Annotated in this window: 18 protein-coding genes; 8 read left to right on the top strand and 10 right to left on the bottom strand. The window is 51.9% G+C overall.

The features are described from left to right. Window positions 1-678 precede the first annotated feature (678 nt). From hisS to EV294_RS12580, 3 genes are all read left to right on the top strand, one after another. Window positions 679-1929 carry a histidine--tRNA ligase gene (gene hisS / locus EV294_RS12590; protein WP_132307227.1) on the top strand — a complete coding sequence of 417 codons (1251 nt, stop codon included), beginning with the start codon at window positions 679-681 and terminating at the stop codon, window positions 1927-1929. A gap of 24 nt (window positions 1930-1953) precedes the next feature. Continuing rightward, a complete protein-coding gene (gene aspS, locus EV294_RS12585) occupies window positions 1954-3756 on the top strand; it encodes an aspartate--tRNA ligase (protein WP_132307225.1) in 1803 nt (600 codons plus the stop codon). Between the two features lie 84 nt (window positions 3757-3840). Continuing rightward, window positions 3841-4596, top strand: a complete 756-nt coding sequence (locus EV294_RS12580) for a tRNA threonylcarbamoyladenosine dehydratase (RefSeq protein ID WP_132307223.1) — start codon at window positions 3841-3843, stop codon at window positions 4594-4596. A 216-nt stretch (window positions 4597-4812) separates the two neighbouring features. Here EV294_RS12580 and EV294_RS12575 read toward each other — a convergent pair whose 3' ends face one another. From EV294_RS12575 to EV294_RS12565, 3 genes are all read right to left on the bottom strand, one after another. Next, a complete protein-coding gene (locus EV294_RS12575) occupies window positions 4813-8097 on the bottom strand; it encodes a PAS domain S-box protein (RefSeq protein ID WP_132307222.1) in 3285 nt (1094 codons plus the stop codon). 152 nt (window positions 8098-8249) lie between these two features. Continuing rightward, window positions 8250-9830 carry a methyl-accepting chemotaxis protein gene (locus EV294_RS12570; RefSeq protein WP_243711652.1) on the bottom strand — a complete coding sequence of 527 codons (1581 nt, stop codon included), beginning with the start codon at window positions 9828-9830 and terminating at the stop codon, window positions 8250-8252. Continuing rightward, window positions 9776-10345, bottom strand: a complete 570-nt coding sequence (locus EV294_RS12565) for a GNAT family N-acetyltransferase (protein ID WP_132307221.1) — start codon at window positions 10343-10345, stop codon at window positions 9776-9778. Before EV294_RS12565 ends, EV294_RS12570 begins: the two co-directional genes overlap by 55 nt. 282 nt (window positions 10346-10627) lie before the next feature. Here EV294_RS12565 and EV294_RS12560 point away from each other — a divergent pair, with 282 nt between their 5' ends. Then, window positions 10628-11938 (top strand): replication-associated recombination protein A, encoded by a 1311-nt coding sequence (locus tag EV294_RS12560; RefSeq protein WP_132307220.1) that lies wholly within the window; start codon window positions 10628-10630, stop codon window positions 11936-11938. A 39-nt stretch (window positions 11939-11977) separates the two neighbouring features. On the opposite strand, the gene EV294_RS12555 is transcribed toward EV294_RS12560, so the two are convergent. The 4 genes from EV294_RS12555 to EV294_RS12540 form a co-directional block, all read right to left on the bottom strand. Continuing rightward, complete coding sequence (locus tag EV294_RS12555; RefSeq protein WP_243711651.1) at window positions 11978-13132, bottom strand: GHKL domain-containing protein; 1155 nt, start codon at window positions 13130-13132, stop codon at window positions 11978-11980. Window positions 13133-13480: 348 nt separating this feature from the next. Continuing rightward, window positions 13481-14272: an ABC transporter ATP-binding protein gene (locus tag EV294_RS12550; RefSeq protein ID WP_132307218.1), complete on the bottom strand. Its 792-nt coding sequence runs from the start codon at window positions 14270-14272 to the stop codon at window positions 13481-13483. 21 nt (window positions 14273-14293) lie between these two features. Next, on the bottom strand, window positions 14294-15337 hold the full coding sequence (locus EV294_RS12545; RefSeq protein WP_132307217.1) for a FecCD family ABC transporter permease: 1044 nt from the start codon (window positions 15335-15337) through the stop codon (window positions 14294-14296). Beyond that, complete coding sequence (locus tag EV294_RS12540; RefSeq protein WP_132307216.1) at window positions 15334-16320, bottom strand: FecCD family ABC transporter permease; 987 nt, start codon at window positions 16318-16320, stop codon at window positions 15334-15336. The genes EV294_RS12545 and EV294_RS12540 overlap by 4 nt, the downstream gene beginning before the upstream one ends. A 193-nt stretch (window positions 16321-16513) precedes the next feature. On the opposite strand from EV294_RS12540, the gene EV294_RS12535 reads away from it, so the two are divergent. Continuing rightward, a complete protein-coding gene (locus EV294_RS12535; protein ID WP_132307215.1) occupies window positions 16514-17530 on the top strand; it encodes an ABC transporter substrate-binding protein in 1017 nt (338 codons plus the stop codon). 51 nt (window positions 17531-17581) lie between these two features. Here the strand turns inward: EV294_RS12535 and EV294_RS12530 are convergent, their stop codons facing one another. Both EV294_RS12530 and EV294_RS12525 read right to left on the bottom strand, forming a co-directional pair. Further along, complete coding sequence (locus tag EV294_RS12530; RefSeq protein WP_132307214.1) at window positions 17582-18667, bottom strand: copper resistance D family protein; 1086 nt, start codon at window positions 18665-18667, stop codon at window positions 17582-17584. Further along, window positions 18664-19278 (bottom strand): copper resistance CopC family protein, encoded by a 615-nt coding sequence (locus EV294_RS12525; RefSeq protein WP_132307213.1) that lies wholly within the window; start codon window positions 19276-19278, stop codon window positions 18664-18666. Before EV294_RS12525 ends, EV294_RS12530 begins: the two co-directional genes overlap by 4 nt. Window positions 19279-19521: 243 nt before the next feature. On the opposite strand from EV294_RS12525, the gene EV294_RS12520 reads away from it, so the two are divergent. Beyond that, window positions 19522-20874 carry a hemolysin family protein gene (locus EV294_RS12520; RefSeq protein WP_132308004.1) on the top strand — a complete coding sequence of 451 codons (1353 nt, stop codon included), beginning with the start codon at window positions 19522-19524 and terminating at the stop codon, window positions 20872-20874. A gap of 48 nt (window positions 20875-20922) precedes the next feature. Here the strand turns inward: EV294_RS12520 and mnmA are convergent, their stop codons facing one another. Further along, window positions 20923-22101, bottom strand: a complete 1179-nt coding sequence (gene mnmA / locus EV294_RS12515) for a tRNA 2-thiouridine(34) synthase MnmA (RefSeq protein ID WP_481856072.1) — start codon at window positions 22099-22101, stop codon at window positions 20923-20925. 203 nt (window positions 22102-22304) lie between these two features. On the opposite strand from mnmA, the gene cymR reads away from it, so the two are divergent. Further along, window positions 22305-22724, top strand: a complete 420-nt coding sequence (cymR, locus tag EV294_RS12510; RefSeq protein ID WP_132307212.1) for a cysteine metabolism transcriptional regulator CymR — start codon at window positions 22305-22307, stop codon at window positions 22722-22724. A 12-nt stretch (window positions 22725-22736) separates the two neighbouring features. Beyond that, window positions 22737-23894 (top strand): cysteine desulfurase family protein, encoded by a 1158-nt coding sequence (locus EV294_RS12505; RefSeq protein ID WP_132307211.1) that lies wholly within the window; start codon window positions 22737-22739, stop codon window positions 23892-23894.

Raw genomic sequence — 23894 nt, 5'->3', positions numbered from 1 at the left:
GGCAGCTTTTTTGCTTCCAAAGCCGAATGTTCGTAAATGAACCGCTTACTATTTTGTAATATTACTGTAATGATTTTATAACGGTTTTTTAACATCGCTATCCTATAATAAATCTCGACCCCCTTTTTAAAAATATAATTTCTGGACCTGCAACGATGGCTGCAGGTTTTTTTTTGTCCTGAAAGAGGCATACTGATATAATGTGATTGACTATTGACTTATTTTGTCGACACGGTTAGAATTAGGACTCAGTATATAAGTTTCTGATTCGTTGATGGAACAAAGTAATCCCGTGCACGTACCCAGAGATAGGCGCCATGGCTGCAAGCGTCTTTATGGTGGCTGGATGAATAGACCTTCCGGAGAACAGACGGTGAACGGATGATCCGCGGGATCATTGCCAATAGCCGATCTGCGTGTAACGGGCGTTAACCGTTAATGAGCGGACTGGATTGTCCGGAATATGGGTGGCACCACGGGAGTTCAACTCTCGTCCCTAACGATTAGCCTTTAACGGCATGTCGTTAGGGGCGGGAGTTTTTTGCGTGATTAAGGGTTAGTTCAGTTACGCTTACGAAGTAAGAATTACCGCCAAAGACGCGATAATTGTTTAGGATTACGCTTACGAGGCAAGAATCATCGCAATAAACGCGACAATTCTTTTTAGGAGGGTTTGCAATGGCTTTTCAAAAGTCGCCGGGCACGCAGGACATATTGCCCGGAGTAGTGGAGCGATGGCAGTATGCGGAGCAGAAAGCCCGCGATATTTGCCGACGCTTTAATTTCCGCGAGATTCGTACGCCGATCTTCGAAGCAACGGAGCTGTTCCAACGCGGCGTAGGCGAAACGACGGATATCGTGGAGAAGGAGATGTACACCTTCACGGACCGCGGCGATCGCAGCATTACGCTTCGTCCGGAAGGAACGGCGGGTGTTGTCCGTTCGTACGTCGAGAACAAATTGTACGGAGAGCCGGATGTATCGAAGCTCTATTATATCGGACCGATGTTCCGTTATGAGCGCCAGCAAGCCGGACGTTACCGTCAGTTCCACCAATTCGGAATCGAAGCGCTTGGATCGGTGGATCCGTCGATCGATGCGGAGGTTATCGCACTGGGGTATACCTTCTACAAGGAAGTAGGACTGAAGGGCGTCCGCGTGGAGATCAACTCCGTTGGTACGCCTGCGGTTCGCGCAGCCTTCCGGGAGAAGCTGCTTGCTTTCCTTATGCCGATGCGCGAGCAGCTCTGCAAGGACTGCCAGTCCCGCATGGAGCGGAATCCGCTTCGCGTTCTCGACTGCAAGACCGATCAGGCCCGCTTTGAAAATGCGCCATCGATTCTCGACAGCTTGGATGAGGAGTGCACGACCCATTTCGAGAAAGTTAAAACGTACCTGTCCGATATGGGAATTCCGTTCTCCATCAATCCGAGACTTGTTCGCGGTCTTGATTATTACACCCACACCGCATTTGAATACAAAGCGGAAGGGATCGGCGCTATCGATACGATTGGCGGCGGCGGCCGTTATAACGGACTTGTAGCCGAAATCGGCGGACCGGATCAACCCGGCGTAGGTCTTGGTCTTGGCCTGGAACGCACGATCATGCTGCTTGAGCATCAACAAGCCGAGCTGGATAATGCGCATCAGGTTGACGTGTATGTCGTAGCCCTTGGCGAAGCGGCAGACCGGGAAGTAACCAGACTGGTCTACGAGCTCCGTACTTCCGGAATTCGCGCGGAACGCGATTATCTCGGTCGTAAGATGAAAGCGCAGATGAAGTCGGCAGACCGGCTGCAAGCCCGGTATACGGCTATTCTCGGCGATGACGAACTGGCTCGCGGCGAGATTGCGTTGAAGGAAATGGCGACTGGCGAGCAGCGCGTAGTGGCGCTTGCAAGCCTTGCTTCTGAACTGAAATCCAACTAATTATAAAGGGGAGTTACATCCATTATGATGCTGAAAACTCATCAGTGCGGCACCTTAACGAAAGCCAACATTGGCGAAGAAGTAACACTGAACGGCTGGGTACAACGCCGCCGTGACCTTGGCGGGGTATTATTCATTGACCTGCGCGACCGCACGGGTATCGTGCAAACCGTATTTAACCCTGATTTCTCCGGCGAAGCTTTGGCAATCGCTGACCGCGCCCGCAACGAATACGTACTGGCTGTTAAAGGTACGGTTGTAGAACGCGACGCCGAGACGGTTAACAAAAACCTGGCAACGGGCGAAATCGAGATCCGCGTGACGGAGATTGAAGTCATCAACGCTGCGAAGACGCCTCCATTCCCAATCGAAGACGGCGTCGAAGTAGACGAATCGCTTCGCCTGAAATACCGTTACCTCGACCTGCGCCGTCCGGAAATGCACAAGACGCTCTTGCTTCGTTCGAAAGCGGCAAAAGTATTCCGCGACTTCCTTGACGGTGAAGGCTTTATCGACGTTGAAACGCCAATTCTGACGAAAAGCACGCCGGAAGGCGCTCGTGATTACCTGGTGCCAAGCCGCGTTCACGAAGGCGAATTCTTCGCATTGCCGCAATCGCCGCAAATCTTCAAGCAATTGCTGATGGTCGGCGGTATTGAGCGTTACTACCAAATCGCTCGCTGCTTCCGCGACGAAGACCTTCGCGCAGACCGTCAACCGGAATTCACGCAAGTCGACATCGAGACTTCCTTCCTTACGCAAGATCAATTGCTCGGCATGATGGAGCAGCTGATTGCACGACTGTTCCGCGAAACGGTTGGCGTGGAGGTTGAGCTTCCGATCCAACGCATCACTTATGCGGATGCCATGAACAAATACGGCTCCGACAAGCCGGACCTTCGTTTCGGCATGGAAATCGAAGACATTACCGATATCGTTGCGACAAGCGACGTTAAAGTATTCGCAAGCGTTGCGGCAAGCGGCGGCGTCGTGAAGGCGTTCAACGCAAAAGGCTGCGGTCATTGGAGTCGCAAAGAGCTTGACGATCTGCAGCCGTTCGCTGCCCGTTACGGCGGTAAAGGCCTGGCATGGATCACGATTAAAGACGGCGAGTGGAAAGGTCCAATCGTTAAATTCCTGAAGCCGGAAGAAATCGCGGCATTGACTGAACGTCTGAACGTTGAAGAGGGTGACCTCCTGACATTCTCCGCCGATAAAGCGAAAGTTGTTGCCGACGTTCTTGGCAACCTGCGTCTGAAGGTCGGCCGCGAGCTGGGTCTGATCGACGACTCCAAGTTCAAGTTCGTATGGGTGGTTGACTTCCCTATGCTGGAATGGGACGAAGAAGCAAAACGTTACGTGGCGGTTCACCATCCGTTCACGCGTCCGAAAGACGAAGACCTTCACCTGTTCGAGACGGATCCGGGACAAATCCGCGCGCAAGCGTACGATATCGTTCTGAACGGCTACGAAGTTGGCGGCGGCTCGATGCGTATCTACAAACGCGATATTCAGGAGAAAATGTTCGGCGCGCTTGGTTTCAACATGGAAGAAGCGCATGAGAAGTTTGGCTTCCTGCTTGACGCATTCGACTACGGTACGCCTCCGCACGGCGGTATCGCATTTGGCTTCGACCGTCTCGTTATGCTGCTGGCAGGCCGCACGAACCTGCGCGAGACCATCGCATTCCCGAAAACGGCAAGCGCAACCGACCTGCTCTGCGATGCACCGTCTCCGGTCGAGCTGTCGCAGCTTGAGCAGCTTCATATCCGTACGGTTCTGAAGCCTAAGCCGGAAGCGGCTGCTGCGGGCAACAAGCAAGCTTAAGCTTATGCTTTCGATGTAAGAATCATCACGAACAGCCATAAGGCTGTTTAGGTGACAATTCTTTTTAGGAGGCGGCTACGAATTATGCTGCATCAATTTTCTCGTACCGAGCTTGCGATTGGCCCGGAAGGCCTCGACGTGATGAGAGGGAGTACCGTCGCCGTGCTTGGCATCGGCGGCGTAGGCTCCATCGCGGCCGAGGCTCTCGCCCGGACCGGCGTAGGCCGGATCATCCTGATCGATAAGGATGTTGTTGATATTACAAACGTAAACCGCCAGATTCATGCGCTCACCACAACGGTGGGACAACCGAAGGCTGATCTGATGCGCGACCGGATTAAGCTGATAAATCCGGAATGCGACGTCATCTCGCTGCGGATGTTCTATACGGAAGAGACGTATGAGCAGTTGTTTGCTTACAGGCTTGATTATGTCGTGGATGCTTCGGATACCATCTCGTATAAAGTCCATCTGATCAAGGAATGCCTGGAGCGGAAAATTCCGATCATCTCCAGCATGGGTGCAGCCAACAAGATGGATCCGACGAGATTCACGGTTGCGGATATCTCGAAGACGCATACGGATCCTATCGCGCGCGTCGTACGCACGAAGCTGCGCAAGGACGGCATTAAGAAAGGCGTGAAGGTGGTCTTCTCGGACGAGTTGCCCAAGAAGCCTCGCGAGGACGTGACGCAGCGCATTGTGCCGGAAAACGCTCCGGAGATCCGCAAAGCGAAGCAGCCGCCCGCGAGCAACGCCTTTGTGCCTCCGGTTGCCGGTCTTATCATGGTAAGCGTAGTGGTGCAGGATCTTTTGGAGAAGCATGGCATAGAAGTATAGAGGAAGGCTGTCCTTTTGGGCAGCCTTTCTTTTTTGTTGATGCTGGGGTGGGATTTACAGAAAAGTATCCTCGTCCGGTTGCTGTTGCTGTTGCTTGTGCTTTGCATGAACAATATTCAGAGGTGGCAAAGCACAAGCAAAGGCCGCCAAAAGATCCTGCGGGGGAGGGGACAGAAAGCACCGCAAGCGGAATTCGCCTGCGGTGCTTTTTTAGGCTTAGAGGGAGCGATGGTCGATGAAGGCTCGCAAATATTGAACGCCGTCCTCTTTTATGAATCTGCAGCCGGGAACAATCGGGTTCTTCAGGAGCTGCATGGATAACGTATGGAGAACGCGGGTTAACGGCGTTCGATCGTTGTCGCCGATCTGGAATTCAAGGCCGTAGCGATAAATGCCGGATTCCAGCTCCTTCAACCAGACAACCTTGCCGTATAGCTTAAAGATTTTGTTGAGAAGCTGGGCTTCAATCTCCAACAGAATTCCCGGATGGACGGCAAGCTGGATGGAAGACAAGAATCGCAATCCTCCGGCCCCTATATTTTCGATGACGATTTCCGTTTTGCCAAGCTCAATGCTCCTTCCGTTGATCTCGATGACGGTCATTAAAGCACTGATTGGGTGAGGAAGATGAACCCGGAAATATGCCCTTCTGTTTTCAATTGGAGCATCGGCCCCTTTGATAAGGGGAGTCAGGAATCCCCGCTTTAGCAATTCGGCAAACGCTTCTGCTTGCACGGGTCTGCTGAACAAATAGCCTTGAACGAGGTCGCAGTTCAGAAGCTTGAGAATATGAAGCTGCTCTTCGGTCTCAACGCCTTCCGCGACAACCGACATGTTCATATGCTGTGCCAGTTGAATAATCGTGCTGATAATGGCGTTGTCGTCGCTGCCTTGATGCAGGTCATGAATAAACGAGCGGTCAATTTTCAGGATGTCGATTGCATGCTTGAACCGTTTGAGATAAGACAGGGAGGAATAACCCGTTCCAAAGTCGTCAAGCGAGATGGTAACCCCAAGCTTGTTCAGCCCGTCAAGGGTATCCATAACCGTTTCCGCATTCTCTAGCAAGGAGGTTTCCGTAATCTCAATCTCGAGGTACCGGGGTTCCAGCCCGGTCTCGGCTAAAATTTGCCCAATGGTATCCATGATATCTTTGGACAAAAACCGTTTTGCCGTTACATTGACCGAGATCGGAATAGGCTTCAGACCGTCTAGCTGCCACTCCTTGTTCTGCCGGCATACCGTCCTCTTCACCCAGTTGCCAAGCGACAGGATTAACCCGGTTTCTTCCGATATCGGGATAAATTCATTTGGCGATACAAGCCCCCATTCGGGGTGGTTCCACCGGATTAACGCTTCGGCGCCAACAATTTCGCCCGTATGGATATTCACCTTGGGCTGATAATACATTTCCAGCTCGTTACGCGAAATGGCCTTCCGAAGATCCTTTTCGAGCGTAAAAATTTTATAGGTCTGCACGTTCATCGAGGAGGTGAAAATCTGATAGCCGTTTTTCCCAAGGCCTTTAGCCCGATAAAGGGCGGAGTCGGCGTTTTTCATCAGGGTTGAAGAATCGTCCCCGTCGTTAGGATAGATGCTGATTCCAACGCTTGTTGTAATGAACAGCTCGTAATCCTCGATATAAAAAGGCTCCCGAATTCCCTCGATAATCCGCTTGGCGACCTCGATTGCGCTATTATTGTCCTTGATTTGCGGGAGAATGACGGTGAATTCATCCCCGCCCATTCGTGCTGCAAAGTCGTTTTCCCTGATCTGCTCCCGCAACCTTTTGGCGAAGGCGATGAGCAGCTGGTCCCCAACGGCATGTCCTAATGAATCGTTAATGGATTTGAACCGGTCCATGTCGAGATACATGACCGCGAATTGGCGGCGGGCAGTTTTGGCGGTCTCCAAGGTTTTCTCCAGCATTTCTTCAAACTTTCTCCGGTTAGGCAGCTCGGTCAAGGAATCGTGATAGGCGAGAAAAGCATTCAATTCCTCGGCTCTTTTCCGCTCCGTTACGTCAAGGACCGTACCAATGACGGCGGGGGCGCCTTGATACGTGATCCGGTTGGAATACATCTCGACATCAAGCAATTTCCCTTCCGCTGTTAATACGCGGAGAGGATGACGGATCGCATCCGATTCGTTATACAGGAATTGAATGTTTTGTTTTACAACCGGGTGGTCATCCGGATAAACGATGTCCCAAATGCTCATTCCGATAATCGCTTCTTGATAACCAAGCATGTCTATCAGATGAGGATTGGCGTACAGAATCATATTTTTTTGAATGATATAGACGCCAACAATCGATTTTTCCACCAGGCTGCGGTATTTGGACTCAGCTTCGATAAGCGCGTTTTCGGCTTGTTTTTTCGTTGTGACATCTTTGGCGATGGAATAAATTCCGACAATTCGATTGTCTACCGTGATGGGGAGCTTCGTCATTTTCATGTAGACCGGATGACCTTGCTTATGCAGACAGACTAGTTCATAGCTCTGAACAGTGCCCTGCAGAGCCTGATTGAAATAATGTCTGGCTTTATCCCGTTCATGTTCGGCAATCAAGCGACTATAGTTGGAATATAATAATTCTTCTCTGGAATAGCCTAATATTTGTTCCAAGGAAGAGTTGCAATCCATAAAGTTTCCGTTCAAATCAAAATAGGAGATCGCGTCGGGGTTCTGTTCAAACAGGGATTCGTAGCGTTGCTTGTTGATTTGGAATAATTGCTTGTTTCTTGTTTCATCCGAGATATCGTTGCTTATTCCGATAATGCCCGTAATTTGCTCGTGCATAAATATCGGGGAGAGGGTCGTGATGACATCAACGCTATGCCCGTTTTTATGAAGAATGGATATTTGAAAAGACAGAGTCTCGCCCTCAAGTGCCCTCTGATTATAAGCCATCGCTTGCTCAAGGTATTCAGGCTTAACGAATTGACTAAAGTGGACATGCTCCTGTTTGTCGTAGCCCGTTAATTTAACGGCCGCATCATTCACGTCAAGGATGTTGCCCTGCAAATCGATGATAAAGGCAGCGCTGAGCATATTTTTTAGCAAGGATATGTATCGCTGCTCCATTAATTTGATGTCCGACAGGTCCTTCGCAATGGCGTAGAAGCCATCGACGGCATCCTTCCTCTTTCTAGGGAAAGCGGTAACGGTTAAGTCGATGAATTGGCCGGTTTTATGTAGAACGCGGATTTCAAAGATTTGAATTTCGCCATGCAGCAGCTTTTGAAAGTGCTCCTTTGCCCGTTGCCGCTGAGTGTCCGGTAAAAGCGAGCCGTAGGTCAGCTGCTTGAACTCCTCCAAAGAGTAACCTAATGTATTCGTAAAGGCCTGGTTTGCTTCCATCAGCCGTCCGTTACGGTCAAACAGCAGGAAAATGTCCGACCGAAAATCAAACAAGGACATATTAAACAAATCGGAAAGAACCGGGATATCCTCTTGTCTCTTCTTTCTCTTCAAGAAATCCAGCTTAAATAAACTCATATCAATATTCCGCCCACCCGCAGCTATGTTGTTGAATCATTATATCAAGCTTTGTATTTTTTTGTCGATTTACTATGGGAAGTAATGAATGGACGGAGCTGCTAAAATGAAAAACCCGCAAGCGCTAGTCCGCTCGCGGGTTGCCGTCAACGTTATTTGGTTGTCGGCTCAACCAATTGCTTAAGTTCGGAGATCAAGACATCCAGCTGCGCGTAACCTTCCACGAGATGGCCGATCTTCACATCCTGGGTTTCCATGCTTGCGCAAACCTCTTCAACGGATGCCATGTTCTGCTCGGTTATGGCGGCCATACCCGTCATCTCGCCCGAGATAGAGGAGTACCGGTCATACAGCTGCTTGGAGGATTCGCCAACGGTATCGGATTGCCGCTTAACCTGCTCGGTATTGCTGTTAATCCGCTTGATAATGGTTTCCACCTGCTGCGAAGCTTCGTAGCTGGTATCCACAGCCTGTTGTCCGAGATGCACCTGTTCGCTGACGGCTGTGACCGACGTATGGATCGTGCTCAGAATGCTCGAAATTTCTCCCGCTGCAATATTCGCGTTATCAGCAAGCTTGCGAACCTCGCCGGCAACAACGGCGAAACCTCGGCCATGCTCGCCGGCACGGGCAGCTTCAATCGCTGCGTTCAGGGAAAGAAGATTCGTCTGCTCCGAAATTTCCCGGATCGAGTCAACGATCGAGCTGACCTGCTCGTTCTGCTCAATCAATTGCTCCATCAAGGATACGGTCTGGGCGATAATCGCCTTGACGCTGTTCACGTCCGTTGTTAAGGTCTGGATCAGCTCATTTCCTTCCACGGTCAGCAAGGCCGTATCCGCGGAGTACTGCTGCAGCTGCGAGGAGCCTTCGCGAAGATGGGAGACGGCCGATTCAATCGCGTGGGCGGAATCGCTTACGTTAAGCACCATGCTGGTCTGCTTCTCGATGGAAGCGGACATTTCCGCAAAGGTAGTGGTGACCTCTCGCGAGATCTGGCCGGTCGATTCGACCGTGTCTTTCTGAACGCTGCTGAATTCGCCAAGAATGAGAATCATGGATTTGAGCTTCTCGACGACCTTTTCGGTAAGCTCCTTCGCTTCGAGCGCCTCGCGCCGCTCGTTTGTGACATCGGACTGCAGCCGTTGACTGAATTTCGCGGAGAAGGAGAGCGCGACGGTCGCAAAGATCAGATATAAGAACAGGTAGAGCAAGGAATCACTCGGGAACAACTGCTGCTGCAAATCGGGATCCAGGAAGATGTACGTGCTGACGCCCATGCCGAGAACGCCGGTGAAGATGATAGGCTTGTAATCCGCGTAAAGCGTCATGACGGCAATATTGACGTAAACGAGGAAGTAGGTGCTTATAATCGGATGCGGATCGGATACGATCAGCAGCACCGTCAAGGCGGTTAGAATGACCGGGACGACATACATAATGTATTGGATCATAATCCGCTTGTAAGTCATGAAGGTTGCGAGGCCGCAGCTGATAAGCCCTACGACAGCCAGCAAAACGATCATTTCCGTCCCGAGGCCCGCGCCTAGATCGGCGAGAAGGCCTAGAGCAAGCAGTCCCCATAAAATTTTTACAAACAAACGGTTCCGTTTGTCGAGTATAAGCTGATCTTTGGTCATAGTCGTGATCTCTACCTTTACACAGTGGTTTATAATGCTTACATGGCTCTGCTGGCGGATCGGGCAGGCGGGGCGGCCGGGTAGACCAGCCATTCGTAGGCCTCTTTGTTGCGGTAAATGGACTCCATGTCGAAAATAACGGGAATGACGTCATCCCCCTTGTAGTACGTTTTGCCGCCAACCTTTTCCATTGGAACACGGAAGGTAATTCGTAGAGCGCGGTAGAATACGGGCTCCAGCAGCGATATAAAGTAGCGGAAATTATACTTCTCCGCGCAATATACGGCGGAAGATAATAAATCCGAGATCGGCTGTTGTCCTCTATAATGTTGCAAGACTGCGATTTTATCGATTTCCGCTACGCGGGTGGGATCCTCGGTGATTTTGAAATGCTGTTGGAAAGGAGCGACCGTATCGATCTCGTTATGGCCGGGCAGGTAAGGCTTGATTTCGGACGTTCCTACGCATTGTCCGTCCTCGGCCACGGCCAGGTACCGTTCGACGACTTGAGCGGCGTGCTCGAGCTCATAGCCTTTTTCCTCCCACACAGAGACCCAAATACTGTTGAACACCGCTAATTCCCATTCGCTCTTCACAGATTTGAACAAAACACAACTCTCCTTATCCTCTCTCTCTGTCTAATGTTTTTTATCTCTTTAAGTTCCCTCTCATGCTTGCCATTCGCCTTGCGCGTATGACAAAGGAAATATATTCCTGTAACTGATATCGGAAATTTAGTAGTAAAACATTATAGTAATACCTACAAATTAACTAGGTTTTAACAAAAAAATATGGCAACAGTCCCATTTCCGGAAGGTAGCGAACGTATGTGCGAGTATGCTATCATCATAGTATCGTATTTAAGCAGGTACAAAGGTTGTGACTTCATAATGGACTTATTCTCCTATCAGGAGGCGGAGACGCCGCGGGCAAGACTGCTTGCCGACCGGATGCGGCCGGAGACGCTGGATGACTATATCGGGCAAGAGCATATCATTGGAGCTGGCAAGCTGCTGCGCAGGGCGATTGAGGGCGACCAGGTATCGTCGATTCTGCTGTACGGCCCTCCGGGCTGCGGCAAAACCACGCTCGCGAATATTATCTCGAAACGTACGGCAGGGGAGTTCGTCAAGCTGAACGCGGTAGACGCGTCGGTGAAGGACGTCAGGGAAGTCATTGACACGGCGAAGACAAACAAGCTGATGTACGGAAAGAAAACGATTCTGTTCCTCGACGAGGTTCACCGGTTTAACACGTCCAGGCAGGACGCGCTGCTGCCGGCCGTTGAGCAGGGGATCATTATATTTATCGGGGCAACGACGGAGAATCCGTTCCATCATGTAAACGGGGCTCTCCTGTCCCGCTCAACGCTATTCCAGCTGGAGCCGCTTAATGAGAAGCACGCGCTGGAGGCCATGAAGCGGGCTTTGACGGACAAGGACCGCGGGCTTGGCTTTATGACGCTGCATGCCGAGGAAGAAGCGCTGAGGCATATCGCGGCTATGGCGGGCGGCGATATCCGTCGCGCGCTGAATGCGCTGGAGCTTGCAGCGGTCACAACGCCTTCGGAGCCGGACGGCTCGGTCCGGATCACGATGGACGTGGCGCAGGAATCGATCCGGAAGCCAACCGTCCGGGCGGATACGTCTACGCAATACGATGTGCTCTCGGCGTTCCATAAGAGTATCCGGGGCTCGAGCGATGCGGCCTTGTTCTGGTTTCTGTACGCGGTCGAGAAGCTTGGCATGGATCCGATGACCTTTCTTCGCCGGCTTATCGTGGCCTGCAGCGAGGATATCGGTCTTGCCAATCCGCAGGCGATGGTGCAGGCGGTAACCGCGATGGATGCGTACCATAAGATCGGCTGGCCGGAGGCGAAGTACAATATAGCCCAAGCCATCCTGTTTGCCGTCGAGAGTCCGAAGTCGAACGCGGCAGCGGTTGCGATCGGCAAAGCGATGTCCGTAATCGAGGGTGCGGGACAAGCCGAGGTGCCGCTTCATCTGCGGGATACCCATTACAAGGGTGCCCAGCAGCTTGGCCACGAGGGCTACAAGTATCCGCATGATTACCCCGGCCATTACGTGAATCAGCAATATTTGCCGGATAACTTAAAAGGCGTAACGATCTACAAAGCGACCGAGCAGGGGATGGAAGGGAAAATCCGCCAGAACCAGGAGCTTCGTCAGCGGAAAAAATAAGAGCAAAGAGGACCTTCAACGGAAGGTCCTCTTCTTTGCTTATAGCGTAATTTGAATTTTTACCGTTTCGTTCTCGTAACGGAAGCGGATATCGCCGTTGTATTTATGAACCGTCTTCGTAATAATCGACAGCCCGTTGCCCCGCATCGCGTTTGGATTGGTCTTGGTTGTGTATCCGTCGGTGTGGAACAAGTGCTTCTGATCCTTGGCCGTCAATATCGCCGGATTTTCTACCGTATAGACCGTTTTGGCGCTTTTGGAGCGGGAGGCAACGAGTATTCGCCGCGGCAGCTTGCCTTCGTAAACCTCGGCAGCTTCAATGGCATTGTCTAGCAGGTTCGAAAATATTTTAACCAGATCCATCGATTCAATTTTGCTGAATTCATCGGTATCGGTTTCAAACTGCATCTCAATGCCTTTGGATTGCGCCAGCTCCCATTTGCTCTGGAACAAGATCAAAATAACGGGGTTATTGATTTTCATCGAGAGATCAAGGGCTTTGGAGTCGGCTGCCAGCTCCTTCAAATATTCCGTTGCCCTGTCGTACTTCTTCAGGGTCAGCAAGCCGTGAAGCACCTGCAGATGGTTCATCCGGTCATGACGGCTGGATTTGATGGAGTTGATGACTTTTCCCATTTCGGAAATATATATTTGCTCGGATTCGTAAAGATCCTGCTTGAGCCGCGTCTTATGCCATTTTCTCAGAACAAAGAAGGCGAGCAGCAGAATTATGGCAAAAAGAATGTCAATGGTGAAGACAACCTTGTTGCTGTTAATGACCTCTTGGCTGATGGATTCCAGCTGGCTGGCATCAATATCGATGGCCATCACGCCCAGCAGCTTGCCGGACTCGCTGACAATAGGCACGCCAATGGACAGATAGACGCCATGCGTCTCATCCTTAATGATGCCGGTATAGTATTCCAATCCGTCTTTCGCCTGATTGACCTGTTTGGGCGGCACGGTGCAAGGAGAGCCGATCGGCAGCAGCGCAGACTCGGTTGGAACCGCCGACAACATCACCTTGGCCACATCCGTATCGTCCAACAGCAGGGTATAAACGTACAAAGCATGGATCCGCGAACGGTATTCTTCAAGATATTGAATAATTGCGGAATCGGGCTGCTTGGTTTGAAGAAAACGTTCATACGCGGATTTATCCAGTCCGTCCGCCATATCCTGCGCAATGGTCATATACTGCTTCGCTAGGGTCGTTTGCGTTGCGTTCCCCGTGGAGTAGTAAGTCAGAACGAGTTTGGAGCAAGTTAAAAGGCTCAATATAGTAAAGGAGGTAACTAAAAAAAGGAGTTGCCTTCGAGAATTCATTGGTAATAATCCTTTTCAGAATAGATTGTATGCATAAATATACATATTTTGTATTTGTAAAAATCGTCTAATCTTCATTATTAATCAAATTCATACCTACATCAACCCTTATTTTTTTGAAAGCAAAAAGGACCCCCCAGAGGTCCTTTTCTTCTCTCTATAGTTTTAAAAATGAATGGCGCCGGTGTAAAGTTCGGAACCATTCACTTCCCGGTTTTACTTCGCTTTCTTCCGCCCGTGGGGCACAATCATCGGCGTATCATACAGCGGATCGGAAATGACATCGCATTTCAGATGGAACACGTCCTCGATCATCGAAGCGTCAACGATTTCGGAAGGTGATCCTTGCGCGTAGATGGCACCGTTCTTCACGGCCGCGATATGATCGGCATACCGGCAGGCCAAGTTAATGTCATGCAGAACCATCACGATGGTCCGGCCATCCCGCTCGTTCATTTCCTGGAGCAGGTCAAGCACCTCAATCTGATGCGTCAGGTCCAGGTAGGTGGTCGGCTCATCCAGAAGGATAATCCCCGTCTGCTGCGCCAATGTCATGGCGATCCAAGCCCGCTGCCGCTGCCCGCCCGAGAGGGAGGAGACGGAACGCTCTGCAAGCTCTTCGATACCGGTAGCGCGCATGGCGGATTGAACGGCTTCCTCATCCTGCTTCGACCATTGCTGCAGCCAGGTCTGGTAAGGATAACGCCCCTGCTTCACCAGCTGCAGCACGGTTAATCCTTCGGGAGCGACGGGCCCTTGCGGAAGCAGGGAAAGCTGCTTCGCGGCAGTCTTGGCCGGCATGGACGACAGATCCTTGCCGTTAAGCATCACCTCGCCCTTCGTTGGCTTAAGCAGCTTGGACAAAGCCCGCAGAAGCGTTGATTTGCCGCAGCCGTTGCTTCCGATTAGAACGGTTATTTTACCGTCGGGGATGGATAGATTTAATTGTTCGAAGATCGATGCTCCGCCGTAAGAAAGGGAGATTCCTTTCGCTTCAAGCATGCTCATGGTTGACTTCCTCCAGCTCAGTTATTGGTTGCGGTGGCGATACAGCATAAATAAGAAGAACGGTGCGCCGATAGCTGCGGTGAAGACGCCGGCCGGTATATCAAGCGGAGCGAATACGGTCCGGGCCGCCAAATCGGATACAAGCAATAGCAAGGCGCCAATCAATGCGCTGACCGGCAGCAAGCCGCCAAAGGACGAGCCAACAAGCTTCCGCGCCATATGCGGGGCTATCAAACCAATAAAGGCAATTGCGCCGCCAATCGCAACCGCGGCACCGGCCAGCGATACGCTTAGGAGCAGCAGGATGAACCGGTGCTTCTGCACGTGAGCGCCGGCACTGCCGGCAACCTCGTCGCCAAGCGCCTGAACATTCATATGGCGGGCCATCAGCCACGTCGCGGGGAGCAGGACAATGAGCCACGGAAGCAGCGTATAAACATCCTTCACCCAGGACGAGCCGTAGATGCTGCCTGTCATAAAGGTCATTGCGCGGTTCGCCAGGAAATAGGGACTCGAAATGATAAACATGTAAGAGACGGACTTGAACGCAGCCGATAACCCGGTTCCGATGAGAACCATCCGGAGCGGCGAAGCGCCGTTTTTCCAGGACAGGATATACAGAATAAACGTAACCGCGTAAGCGCCGAGTATTGCGGCTATAGGCATCCAATGGACGGAGACACGGTCGCCAAGGAAAAAGAGAAACAGAACCGTGCCGAGCGATGCGCCTTCCGTAATTCCGGTGACATCGGGCGAGGCCAGAGGATTGCGGATCAGTCCCTGCAGCACGGCGCCTGCAGAAGCCAAGGCGGCTCCAACCAGCATCGCGATTACGATGCGCGGCAGCCGGAGCTTTAATACGATAACATCATGCATGGCGCTGCCTTTGCCGATGATCGATTTCACCACGTCAAGCGGCGAGATGAACTGGCTGCCGATTCCGGTACTGACAATAGCGCCGGCAGCGCATAGCAGGAACAGAATAAGCGTCGTCCATAAGGCTCTGCGTTCGAGAAGATAGGATAGCTTGGGGCTGCTCAGCCGGACCGTCTTGTATTTGCTCATGATGTCTGTCTTCCTTTCCTGGCGATATAGACAAAGAAAGGCACTCCGATTACGGCGGTCATAACGCCAACCGGCACCTCTCGGGGCATGGCGATGTAGCGGGAGCCGATGTCGGCTGCCACCAGCAATACGCCGCCAAGAACGGCGCAATAAGGGATAACCCAGCGATAATCCGCGCCAACGAAGTACCGGACGACATGCGGAATGATGATGCCCACAAAGGCGATCGGGCCGGCAACGGCAACAGACGCGCCGGCCAGCAGAACAACCGCAGCGGAAGCCAGCCATTTGACAACTGCCGTTCGTTGGCCCAATGTCTGGGCAATGTCGTCGCCCATCCCGAGGACGTTTAAGTGACGCGAAAGCGCCATGCCAATGACAAGGCCGACCGCCATGTAAGGAAGCACGCTGAGGAGCATGTGCATGTCGCGGCCGGCAACCGAGCCGACGAGCCAGACAAGCACCTGGTCGAACATTTTTCCGCTGGAGAGCATAAAGCCTTGGGTGAGCGACGCGAAGAAAGCGGCGATCGAAGCGCCGGCTAGCGTGATTTTGACAGGTGTCATACCGTCCCGTCCGATGCTGCCAAGCACAAACACGATAGCGCCGCTGATTGCCGCGCCAAGCAGGGCAAGGAGAGTAAGGGGCTGCATGCCGTTAACGCCCAGCCAGCTGGATGCTACGACCACCATAAAGGAAGCGCCGGAATTGACGCCAAATACGCTTGGGGAAGCGATCGGGTTGCGGGTAATGACCTGCATTAAGGCGCCTGCAACAGCCAGGCTGGCACCGGCAGCGGCTGCGATTAGAGCCCGCGGAACTCTTGCCGTCTGAATGATCAGATGCTCTTGATTGGAAGGCTGATAATGAAAAACGGCATCAAAGACAGTCGCAAGCGGGATATCCGTTACGCCGAATGCAATGCTGCATATAATCGCTGCTCCAAGGAGCAGAAGGGATATAATGAATCCTGTTAGTCTCATAGCTGTGCGCGGACTCCTTTTTCTCGGATGACAACTTATTATAAATATGAATATGTACCTAGTGAATTTTAATGGACGAGTTATAGCCTGTCAATGAATATGAGAATCGTTATCAAAATTATATTGACTATGAGGTCGTTTTCTTTTATATTGTCCAAGTGAGAAATATTATCATCGGGAGGCACTTATTCGCATGAAGAACCGTTTCAACGGAAAGAAAATAATTTGGCTGACGCTTTGCACAATGATTATCGCTGTTCTGGCAGCAGGCTGCGGATCGAATTTGAATAATAATTCAGGAACAGAAACAACCAATAATCAAGCAGGGAATTCGGAGCAGGCAGCTTCGAACGAGACCCGCATCGTGAAGCACGCCATGGGAGAAACCGAGATTAAAGGCACGCCGAAGCGGGTTGTTGTTCTGACGAATGAAGGGACGGAAGCCGTATTGGCGCTTGGCGTGAAGCCGGTTGGCGCTGTCAAATCCTTCACGGGCAACCCGTGGTACGACCATATCGCGGCGGACATGGAAGGCGTGGAGGTAGTAGGCGAAGAAGGCCAGCCGAATCTGGAGCTTATCGCCGGACTTCAGCCGGATCTCATTATTGCGAACAAAATGAGACATGAGGAAATCTACGAACAGCTGAAAGCTATCGCGCCAACGGTGGAGGCCGAAACGCTTCGCGGCGCCTGGAAGGATAACTTCAAGCTGTATGCGGAAGCGCTTGGCAAAACCGAAGAAGGCAACAAGCTGCTTGCCGACTTTGACGCCCGCATTGAGGATTTCAAAGCGCAAGCCGGAGACAAATTGAAGGAAACCGTATCGTTTGTCCGCTTTATGGGCGGAAAAACGCGTGTCTATCACACTGACACCTTCTCCGGTGTCATCGCGGCGCAGATTGGCCTGACACGCAACGAGATGACGCTGAATTCGAAGGAAACGTTTGCCGACGAAATCACGAAGGAACGTTTGCCGGAAACGGATGCGGACCGAATCTTCTACTTCACTTACGATACGGGTGACGGCAAGGGCTCCGCTCAAGAGCAGGAGTGGACGAACGATCCGATCTGGAAAGGTCTCAGCGCGGTGAAAGCAGGCCATGCCTACCGGGTAGACGACGCGATCTGGAATACGGCGGGCGGCATCAAAGCTGCTAATCTGATGCTGGACCAGCTTGCTGAAAATTATGGCATCAAGCTTGCAAAATAATAGATTAAAAAAGCGCCGCTTCCATGACGAAGCGGCGCTTTTATTTGATTATTATCCAATACCGAACATCAAAGCAAAGTATCCAAATGCCGTAGTGAGCAGTCCCATAATAAAGGCCGGCAAAATTTTGTTTTCTTTGTACATCTGAATAAGTCCGTAGATCATGACGAGAGCCGCGGCAAGCATGAGAATGCTGTCCAGCCCGATCGAAAGCTTCAAAGACAAATCCGGACTGAAATGCCCGTTGTAGACCGCCCTGAACAGCTTGGAAGGCGATACCGATTGCAGCGTTTCCTTCACGTTATGGGGAGGCGTCTGCTGCCCCAGCACTCCGGTGACGATAAAGAGCAGCAAGGCGATGACGCTCTCCGCTTTGAGCCACGGAAGTGGATTGAAGTTGCTGTTCTCCTTAAGCTTGTTCCGGTAGCCGAAGCCGTTCGTGTAGGCAAATAAAAGCAGCGGCGCAAGGAGCAAATGCTTCAGCAGAAGCATCTGACCGTAAGGCAGCATCCACGAATTGACATACTGCGGCGTCGTAAAAGTCATGAGCGTAATGCCGGCGATAAAGGTGATCAGCATGCAGCCGATCGCAAGCGGCGAGAACCAGGCCAGGAAAGCCTCCCAGTTGCGGCTGCTCGCGGAGAACCAGCTGGCAATCAACAAGACGCCGATCCACACGGTTACGGCAAGGAAATGGGCGGAGTGAACCAGCCAGCCCTTGGTGCCGTAAAGCGAAGTCGCATGGCTGGCATAACCAAGCCAGAGAATGAGCAGGAACATAATGAACAAGCCGACCTTCGGCATATGCTTATCGTTCCGGAAGGAAGGTAGTCCAAGCAGGAAAGCAAGGCCCACGGAAGCGACAGCCGACCAGATCCAGGCTTTGCCGTTGTTCAGCTCCAAGAGGATGCTCTTCACCATTTCACCGTAGGTCACGTCCGTATCCTTGGCAAACAGCACCGCAGAATCGTGAATAGGCACGTATTCGAGTACCGGAATCGCAAGCGCGCAAACGAGGAGAAGCCAGTTCGGCGTATGTATGTCCGGGCGTCTATGCTCCGGGACAACCCGCAGTATAAACGTTCCGGTCAGAACGGCGAAGCAGACATAGAGAAGAGCCTCGCTGACATAACTCATTTGCGGTTCCTCCGGATCACGATAACGACGGCGGCAGCCACAATAACGCCGGCAATAACCCAGATCACGGTGTTAACGCCATTGTCATTCCCGGATTCAGCCTTTGTGTCCTCTGCCGGAGCTGCGGGAGCGGGTTCCTCGGAGACGTTGCCATCCGCGGATGCGCTTGCATCGGGTGCCTCGGTAACTTCGGCGCTTGGAGAAGAAGACGTCTCTGCCGGGGTTGCCGTGGCTTCCGGCGATGGAGAAGGCGTAGCTTCCGGAGCATTAACCGTAAAGGCGTATTCACCGTCAACCGCATGACCGTCAGCGCCGATAATCGTCCATTTTACCGTGTAGGCGCCATTCTTCAGAGGCTCGGTCACCGAACCGCTCATTGTCGCTTTATGTACCGCAATATCCCCGGTCGGAACCTGCTTGCCGGATTCATCGAGCAGCTTGAATTGGCTCAGCTTCTCGATATCGGTGTTAAAGGTCATTGAAATCTCGGCAGGGGAAACGGTAACGGTCTCCTCCTTGGCAGGGGTGGATACGGTGATTTTGGAATGGGCCATCGCGATGCCCGGCAGCAAGAACAAGGCGGCCAAGCAGATAAAAAGGATACGTTTCATTAGGACATTCCCCTTTGTGTATTGGATTAATTGATGTCATTATAACAGATCGGACATTCGTTTCGGCTTCGCCTTTTTGAACAATATTCGAAGGCAATAAATCGTCATAATGCAAGGTTTGCGCGGAATAAACTTAAATTACCGTATCTTTACAGAATCGCAAATTCCCTTCTCGAAGGAGGTGCACCTGCTGCTGTGCAGGTCGCACGGCTGCAGGGGACTGTATTGAGTGATCCGCTTCCGATGGTTATGCAGCTGGTTCTTATCGTTTTTCTGGTGTTTATGAACGGTCTGTTTGTTGCCGCGGAATTCGCCATGGTCAAGGTTCGGGGTACCCGGATTGAAACGCTGGCGGCCGAGGGACATATGCGGGCGAAGCTTGCCTCGCAGTTGACGAGCAATCTCGATGCTTATTTGTCTGCGTGCCAGCTTGGGATTACGCTGGCTTCGCTTGGCCTTGGCTGGATAGGGGAACCGGCGATCAAGGATTTGATCGAGCCGTGGTTTCTCGCGCTTGGCTGGGGCAATCCGGTTTGGATTCATTCGATTTCCTTCATTATCTCCTTTATGTTTATTACCATTCTCCATATTGTCCTCGGTGAACTCGCCCCCAAAACATTGGCCATTCGCAAAGCGGAAAGCGTTACCCTGCTTACCGCAACGCCTCTTGTCCTGTTCCACAAGCTGATGTATCCGTTTATCTGGGTATTAAACGGTCTTGCGAACCAGCTCCTGAAGCGGTTCGGCATCGAACCGGCATCCGAGCAGCATTCCGCCCATACGGAGGAAGAGATCCGCATTCTCATGCAAGAGAGCCATAAGAGCGGATTGATCAACAATACGGAACTGACGCTGGTGGATAATATATTCGAATTTGCCGAGACCAATGCCCGCGAGATTATGATTCCGCGCACGGAGATGGTCTGCCTGTACGTCCATCTGTCATTGGAGGACAACAAGGCTATCGCGTTAAACGAGATGCATACGAGATATCCCGTCTGCGACCATGACAAGGATAATATTATCGGATTCGTTCATATAAAAGATTTGCTGAAGGACACGACGCATAGCCTGACCGATATCCGTCAGATTACGCGGGCGATGACTACGGTTCCCGATTCGATGCAAATCAGCAATCTGCTCATTCTGATGCAGAAGAGGAAAGCGCAAATCGCCATTCTCATCGATGAATACGGGGGGACATCCGGTCTTGTTACGCTGGAAGACATCATGGAAGAGATCGTGGGAGAGATTCAGGATGAATTCGACGAAGAGCGGGCGGAGATCGAGAAGCGGGACGATTCCGTCTACTCGATCAGCGGAATGATGCTGATCGAGGAAGTGAACAGTTATTTCGGCATGGATATCGAAAGCGACAATTACGATACGATCGGCGGCTGGATGTATTCCCAGATCGAGATTCCGCCTACAAGCGGTCAGCGGATAGATAATGGCGGCGAATATGCGTTTATTATCGAGGAAACGGATCATTTGCGGATTTCCCGCGTTCTGGTGCTGAAATTGACCACCGGAGCAAAGCAGGGCAATTGGAAAGGGAAACCGGGGCAGGAAGATATGGCGGAGGGACACTCATGAGGAAAAAATAAATCCCCCTTGTCCAAGCGGCAAGGGGGATTTCGTGATTTATTTGGCCAACGCTTCAAACGCCGTTTCATCAATCTTGTGAACGGCATCGATCGTTCCGCCGCCCAGGCAGACGTCGCCATCGTACAAGACAACGGCTTGACCCGGCGTGATCGCCTTTTGCGGATTGTCGAATACAACCTCAGCGGTGCCGTCGGCTTGCAGCGTTACGCTCACGCCTTGATCCGGCTGGCGGTAACGGAATTTCGCCGTGCAGCGGAAGGTGCCTTCCGGTCTATGAGGCGCGATCCAGTTCATGCCGCTTGCCGTAAGACCCGTGGAATACAGGCTTGGATGGGATTCGCCCTGCACAACGTAAAGAATGTTGCGCTCCAGATCCTTGTCGGCCACGAACCAAGGCTCGCCGTTGCCGGATCCGCCGATGCCAAGACCCTGGCGTTGTCCCAGCGTATAATACATGAGACCGTCATGGCGTCCTTTTACCTCCCCGGAACGGATATCGACCATATCGCCGGGACGGGCAGGCAAATAACCGCTCAGGAATTCCTTGAAGTTGCGCTCGCCGATAAAGCAAACGCCGGTGCTGTCTTTTTTCTTCGCGGTATAAAGACCCGCTTCTTCGGCAATCCGGCGCACTTCCGGCTTAGGGAGATGCCCGATCGGGAACATGGCCTTCTCGAGCTGCTTCTGATTCAGCGCGCTTAGGAAATAGGTTTGATCCTTATTGCCGTCAACGCCGCGGAGCAGTCTGGTCTCGCCGTCTTCGTTCCGTTCAACCCGCGCATAATGGCCGGTTGCCAGATAATCGGCGCCAAGCTCGTTCGCTTTTTTGAGGAAATCGCCGAATTTGATCTCCCGGTTGCACATCACATCCGGATTAGGCGTCCGGCCCCGCTTGTATTCATCGAGGAAATAAGTAAATACTTTATCGAAATACTGCTTCTCAAAGTTTACCGTATAATAAGGGATGCCGATCTGATCGCAAACCCGGCGTACATCCTCAGCGTCCTCTTCCGCTGTGCAATGACCGAATTCATCGGTGTCATCCCAGTTTTTCATAAATATGCCAACCACGTCATAGCCTTGCTGCTTGAGCAGCAGAGCCGTTACGGAGGAGTCAACTCCGCCGGACATCCCGACAACGACGCGTGTTTCTTGCTTCGATTTCACCATCACGCGCACCACCTTGTTCGTCACACTTCTAAGACCGTTACGCAAGACTTACTCTCCGCGAACGGACTTCGTACTATTGTAACATAGTCGAGAAACTTTTTCATGAAAAGTCAATCCTTTTCTCGCATGTCGCAAAAGGTTGTGTTAACATAGATATGATATGGGAATACCCGTAATTATAAACAAACAACACGCTAACATACGCGCTATCGAATGGAACAACTACTACTTAAGAGAGGTGCCCGAATATGAAAATATCGACGAAAGGCCGTTACGGCCTCACCATTATGATGGAGCTTGCGGGAAAATTCGGCGAAGGTCCGATTTCACTTAAAAGCATTGCCGAGCGCAATCAGCTTTCCGAGCACTACCTGGAGCAATTGGTTGCACCGCTTCGCAATGCCGGACTTGTAAAAAGTATTCGCGGCGCTTACGGCGGTTATATCTTGTCCAAGGAGCCGGAGACGATTACGGCCGGCGACGTGATTCGTATATTGGAAGGCCCGATTTCCCCGGTAGATTTCACGGAAGAGGATGATCCGGCCAAGCGTGATTTGTGGCTGCGCATCCGCGACAGCATCGCCAGCGTGCTTGATTCGACAACCCTGGCCGATCTGGTGAACTACCAGGATGCGGGCGTTGCAGACAGTTATATGTTCTATATTTAATGAGGGATTCGTATGCAAAAGTATTATTTTGACCACGCGGCAACAACGCCGATGCATCCGGAAGTAGCGGCAGCGATGCTGGAAGTGATGACGGGAGCCGGCGGCAATCCGTCCAGCATGCATGCCTTCGGGCGCGCGGCGAAGCAGAGGGTGAACCGGTCGCGCGATTTGATCGCGGCCGCGCTTGGATGCAAGCCGTCCGAGCTGATCTTCACCTCCGGCGGAACGGAAAGCGACAATGCGGCTATTATCGGCGCCGCAGCGGCGATGAGAACGAGGGGCAAAACCCATATCATTACATCAAGCGCGGAGCATCATGCCGTTCTGCATACCTGCGAAGCCTTGGCCGAGGCAGGTTACGAAGTGACTTACGTTCCGGTAGATCAGACGGGACGAGTCTCCGTAGATGATATTGCCGCAGCGATTCAGCCCGCAACGGGGCTTATCAGCATTATGCACGGCAACAATGAAGTCGGCACTTTGCAGCCAATCGAAGAGATTGGCGAACTGGCTCATGCTCACGGCATACTGTTCCATGTGGATGCTGTCCAAGCCTTTGGCACGGCTGCCTACCGGCTGTCCGAGCTGCCGGTTGATTTGATGAGCTTTTCCGCGCATAAAATAAACGGGCCGCAGGGCGTAGGCGCTTTATACTTGGCAAACGGCACGCCGTTTGAGCCGATCGCGCACGGTGGATCGCAGGAGCGAAAGCGGAGACCGGGGACGGAGAATGTCGCCGGCATTGCCGGTTTCGCTAAAGCTGTTGAAATTTGTGTGAACAATCTCGGCGGCAAGAAACTTTTCCTGGACAAGCTTCGTACAGAATGGGTAGACAAGCTGAAGGCTGCGCTATCCGGAAAAGCGGAGATCGTTATTAACGGGAATGCGGAGCATCATCTTCCGAACATCGTAAATATAAGCTTTATCGGAATTGATACGGAGACGATGCTGATGAACCTGGACATGGAAGGCATTGCCGCGGCAAGCGGTTCTGCCTGCACGTCGGGTTCGCTTGAAAGATCGCATGTGCTGAAGGCAATGAACCTTTCGGAGGAACGTTTGAATTCAGCTGTACGATTCAGCTTTGGTTTGGGGAATACTGTGGAGGAACTGGAAGACGCTGCACGCAAAATCGCGACAATCGTGGAGCGGATCCGTACCAATCAGTAG

The organism is Paenibacillus sp. BK033 (genome assembly GCF_004345425.1).
GTDB lineage: Bacteria > Bacillota > Bacilli > Paenibacillales > Paenibacillaceae > Pristimantibacillus.
Note: the sequence above shows the minus strand (reverse complement) of the source record. Positions and strands in the feature narration are given on the sequence as shown.

Excerpts from the sequence above, each read along its gene's own strand:
- EV294_RS12525 (WP_132307213.1), bottom strand. The coding sequence starts at position 19,278 with ATGAAACGTATCCTTTTTATCTGCTTGGCCGCCTTGTTCTTGCTGCCG.
- EV294_RS12580 (WP_132307223.1), top strand. The coding sequence starts at position 3,841 with ATGCTGCATCAATTTTCTCGTACCGAGCTTGCGATTGGCCCGGAAGGC.
- EV294_RS12555 (WP_243711651.1), bottom strand. The coding sequence starts at position 13,132 with ATGACCATTGCGCAGGATATGGCGGACGGACTGGATAAATCCGCGTAT.
- EV294_RS12575 (WP_132307222.1), bottom strand. The coding sequence starts at position 8,097 with ATGAGTTTATTTAAGCTGGATTTCTTGAAGAGAAAGAAGAGACAAGAG.
- hisS (WP_132307227.1), top strand. The coding sequence starts at position 679 with ATGGCTTTTCAAAAGTCGCCGGGCACGCAGGACATATTGCCCGGAGTA.
- EV294_RS12530 (WP_132307214.1), bottom strand. The coding sequence starts at position 18,667 with ATGAGTTATGTCAGCGAGGCTCTTCTCTATGTCTGCTTCGCCGTTCTG.
- EV294_RS12505 (WP_132307211.1), top strand. The coding sequence starts at position 22,737 with ATGCAAAAGTATTATTTTGACCACGCGGCAACAACGCCGATGCATCCG.
- EV294_RS12570 (WP_243711652.1), bottom strand. The coding sequence starts at position 9,830 with ATGGCTGGTCTACCCGGCCGCCCCGCCTGCCCGATCCGCCAGCAGAGC.
- EV294_RS12520 (WP_132308004.1), top strand. The coding sequence starts at position 19,522 with ATGGTTATGCAGCTGGTTCTTATCGTTTTTCTGGTGTTTATGAACGGT.
- EV294_RS12535 (WP_132307215.1), top strand. The coding sequence starts at position 16,514 with ATGAAGAACCGTTTCAACGGAAAGAAAATAATTTGGCTGACGCTTTGC.
- EV294_RS12560 (WP_132307220.1), top strand. The coding sequence starts at position 10,628 with ATGGACTTATTCTCCTATCAGGAGGCGGAGACGCCGCGGGCAAGACTG.
- EV294_RS12540 (WP_132307216.1), bottom strand. The coding sequence starts at position 16,320 with ATGAGACTAACAGGATTCATTATATCCCTTCTGCTCCTTGGAGCAGCG.
- aspS (WP_132307225.1), top strand. The coding sequence starts at position 1,954 with ATGATGCTGAAAACTCATCAGTGCGGCACCTTAACGAAAGCCAACATT.
- EV294_RS12550 (WP_132307218.1), bottom strand. The coding sequence starts at position 14,272 with ATGAGCATGCTTGAAGCGAAAGGAATCTCCCTTTCTTACGGCGGAGCA.
- cymR (WP_132307212.1), top strand. The coding sequence starts at position 22,305 with ATGAAAATATCGACGAAAGGCCGTTACGGCCTCACCATTATGATGGAG.
- EV294_RS12545 (WP_132307217.1), bottom strand. The coding sequence starts at position 15,337 with ATGAGCAAATACAAGACGGTCCGGCTGAGCAGCCCCAAGCTATCCTAT.